This is a genomic window from Sphingomonas sp. CCH9-E2 (assembly GCF_001557215.1).
Classification (GTDB): domain Bacteria; phylum Pseudomonadota; class Alphaproteobacteria; order Sphingomonadales; family Sphingomonadaceae; genus Sphingomonas.
Window position 1 is genome coordinate 1 of sequence record NZ_LSJM01000451.1, and the last position, 3,131, is coordinate 3,131.

Consider the following 3,131-nt stretch of genomic DNA (forward strand, 5'->3'; position numbering starts at 1 on the left):
GAGCCGATGAACAGGTCGAGGAAGGACGACAGCAGCAGCACGCTGACCAGCAGGATCGGCGCGGGGAGCGCGAAGGCCTGGAGCGCTTCGGCGCCGTTGATCGCGATGATCGGGCCGACATTGGACCAGTTGAACATCGCCACGAAATGCGCGGCGAAGAATACGAACACGATGTAAGGCGCGAGGCTGGCAATGCCTTCGCGCATCATGCGGGTGACGTCGTCGGCGGACTTGATCGATCCGGTCGCGCTGCCGAACGCGATGCCGCAGCTGACGAACATCAGGAAGAAGCCGGCGATCAGCGCGCCGTAAAAGGGCTGAAGCTGCGCCGTCCCCTCCGCCTTTTCGTTGATCAGCGGGGTGTAGCCGGGGGCGAGCGTGAGGACGAGGTAGAGCGCGATCACCGCGAGCGCGGCAAGGCCCGCGCGGCGCAGGCCGCGGCGTTCGTCGGCGGTGACTTCGGAACGGGCGAGTTCGGTCGTGACCTCGGCATCCGCCTCCCCGCCCCATTTGCCGAGGCGGGGTTCGACCACCTTGTCGGTGATGAACCACACCGCCGGGGTGAACACGATGACGATCGACAGGATGAACCACCAGTTGCCGACCGGGTTCATCGTCCAGCCCGGCTCGACGATCCGCGCAGCTTCCTGCGTGAAGCCGAACAGCAGCACGTCGATCTGGCCCGGGGTGATGTTCCCGGCATAGCCGCCCGATACTGCGGCAAAGGCGGCGGCCAGCCCTGCGACCGGGTGACGCCCGGCCGCGGCATAGACGATCGCGGCGAGCGGGATGAACACGACATAGGCGGCGTCGGAGGCGTGGTGCGAGACCATGCCGATGATCGCGACGATCGGGGTCAGGATCGCGCGCGGCGCGTTGGCAAGGCTGGCGCGGATCAGGGCGGAGAACATGCCCGACCGCTCCGCCACCGCCGCGCCGAGCATGATCACGAGGATCAGGCCAAGCGGCGCAAAGCCGCTCATCGTGCGCGGCATGTCGACCAGCAGCTTGCCGATATTGGCTTCGGAGAACAGGCTGGCGGCGGTGTAGGTAAGCACCCCGCCCTCCAGCGTCGCGCCGGTCGGTGCCTCCTCGCCGGTATAGGGGAGCGATGCCGACCATCCGGCCCAGTCGCCGATCGCACTGACGGCCATCAGCGCGATGATGAGGTAGACGAAGATCATCGTCGGTTCGGGCAGCAAATTGCCCGCGCGTTCGACAAAACCCAGGAACCCGCGCTGGCGGCGGCTTACCTCATCCGATGGTGCGGCGATTTCAGGCATACGGCTCCCACAAGCTCCCGTCCGATCAGCATGCGGCGAATTTCATTCGTCCCCGCGCCGATGTCCAGCAGCTTGGCGTCGCGCAGGAAGCGTTCGACCGGCCAGTCCTTGGTATAGCCCGCGCCGCCGAGTGCCTGGACCGCCTCCCCTGCGACCTTGAAGGCGTTTTCGCTGGCGAGCAGGATCGCGCCGGCGGCGTCGAAGCGGGTGGTCTTGCCCGCGTCGCATGCCTTGGCGACGGCATAGACATAGGCGCGGGCGGAATTGAGCGCGACATACATGTCGGCGACCTTGGCCTGCATCAGCTGGAAGCTGCCGATCGCCTGGCCGAACTGCTTGCGTTCGCGCAGGTACGGCAGGACGACGTCGAGGCACGCCTGCATGATCCCGAGCTGAATGCCCGCGAGCACGGTGCGCTCATAGTCGAGGCCGCTCATCAGCACGCCGACGCCGCCGTTGAGCGGGCCCATGACGTTTTCTTCCGGCACTTCGCAATCGGTGAAGACGAGTTCGGCGGTGGGCGATCCGCGCATGCCCATCTTGTCGATCTTCTGACCGATCTCGAACCCCTTCATGCCGCGTTCGATGATGAAGGTGGTGATGCCGCGGCTGCCTTCGCCGGTCTTGGCATAGACGACGAGGACATCGGCATAGGCGGCGTTGGTGATCCAGAATTTGGTGCCGTTGAGGACGTAGCGGTCACCGCGATGCTCGGCGCGCAGCTTCATGCTGACGACGTCACTGCCGGCGCCGGCTTCGGACATGGCGAGGCTGCCGACATGTTCGCCGCTGATCAGCTTGGGCAGGTATTTCGCCTTTTGCTCGGCATTGGCCCAGCGGCCGATCTGGTTGACGCACAAGTTGGAGTGCGCGCCGTAGCTGAGGCCGATCGAGGCCGAGGCGCGGCTGACTTCCTCACACGCGATGACATGTTCGAGATAGCCGAGGCCGAGGCCGCCATCCTCCTCCGCAATGGTGATGCCGTGCAGGCCGAGTTCGCCCATCGGCGCCCAGAGTTCGTCGCGCGGGAACCAGTCGTCGGCGTCGATCTTTGCCGCGAGCGGCGCGATCTGTTCGCGGGCGAAGCGTTCGGTGGTTTCGCGGATCATGTCCGCGGTTTCGCCGAGTGCGAAGTCCATCTGGGGCAGGCTCATGGCGCTCTCCTGAATGTGTTTTGCGGCATCCTAGCGCCCGATGCGCGATGCGGGAAATTGAAAGGCGGCGCGGGACAGCATAGACGGTATCTATGATCGAACGCTATTTGCTGCGCTATTTCCTCGCCGTCATCGATAGCGGAACGTTCACCGCCGCCGCCGCGCAGATGGCGGTTTCGCAACCCACGCTGTCGGCGGGCATCGCCAAGCTGGAGCGCGAGGTCGGCGCGAAGCTGCTGCGCCGGTCGAGCCAGCGGATCGAGCTGACCGAGGCGGGGTCACAATTCGCGGTCCATGCGCGGCGGATCGAGCGCGAGTTCAACCTGGCGGCGGCGGCGGTCGGCGGGATTGCGCAGCCCGCGACGCTGCGGCTGGGGGTGCTGACGACGATTGCGAGTGGGGAGCTGGCGGCGTTGGTCGCGCGGATTGCCGCCGATGCGCCGGGGCTGGCGGTCGAGCTGGTCGAGGGCAATGCGACGGTGCTGGCGCAGCATATCGCGCGCGGACGGGTCGATCTGGCGCTGACTGCGGTGCAGGGCGATGCCGTGGGCGATAGCGAGGCGTTGCGCAGCGAACCCTATCTGCTGGCCCTGCCCGCCGGGCATCGGCTGGCCGGGGAAGCGGCGCTGCCCGGCGAGGCGCTGGCGGGCGAGACGATGATCGTGCGGCGCAGCTGTGAGGCGCTGCCGGAGAC

3 protein-coding genes are annotated in these 3,131 nt (G+C 66.7%); 1 reads left to right on the plus strand and 2 read right to left on the minus strand.

Going from position 1 to position 3,131, the window contains the following annotated elements; translation table 11 throughout:
* Positions 1–1,283 (minus strand): AbgT family transporter (locus tag AX681_RS20095; protein WP_066682683.1); only part of this gene is annotated, 1,283 nt, incomplete at its 3' end.
* Positions 1,250–2,431, minus strand: a complete 1,182-nt coding sequence (locus AX681_RS20100; protein WP_156442513.1) for an isovaleryl-CoA dehydrogenase — start codon at positions 2,429–2,431, stop codon at positions 1,250–1,252. The genes AX681_RS20100 and AX681_RS20095, both read right to left, overlap by 34 nt.
* Positions 2,432–2,529: 98 nt before the next feature.
* Between AX681_RS20100 and AX681_RS20105 the strand changes: the two genes are divergently transcribed.
* Positions 2,530–3,131 (plus strand): LysR family transcriptional regulator (locus tag AX681_RS20105; protein ID WP_066682685.1); only part of this gene is annotated, 602 nt, incomplete at its 3' end.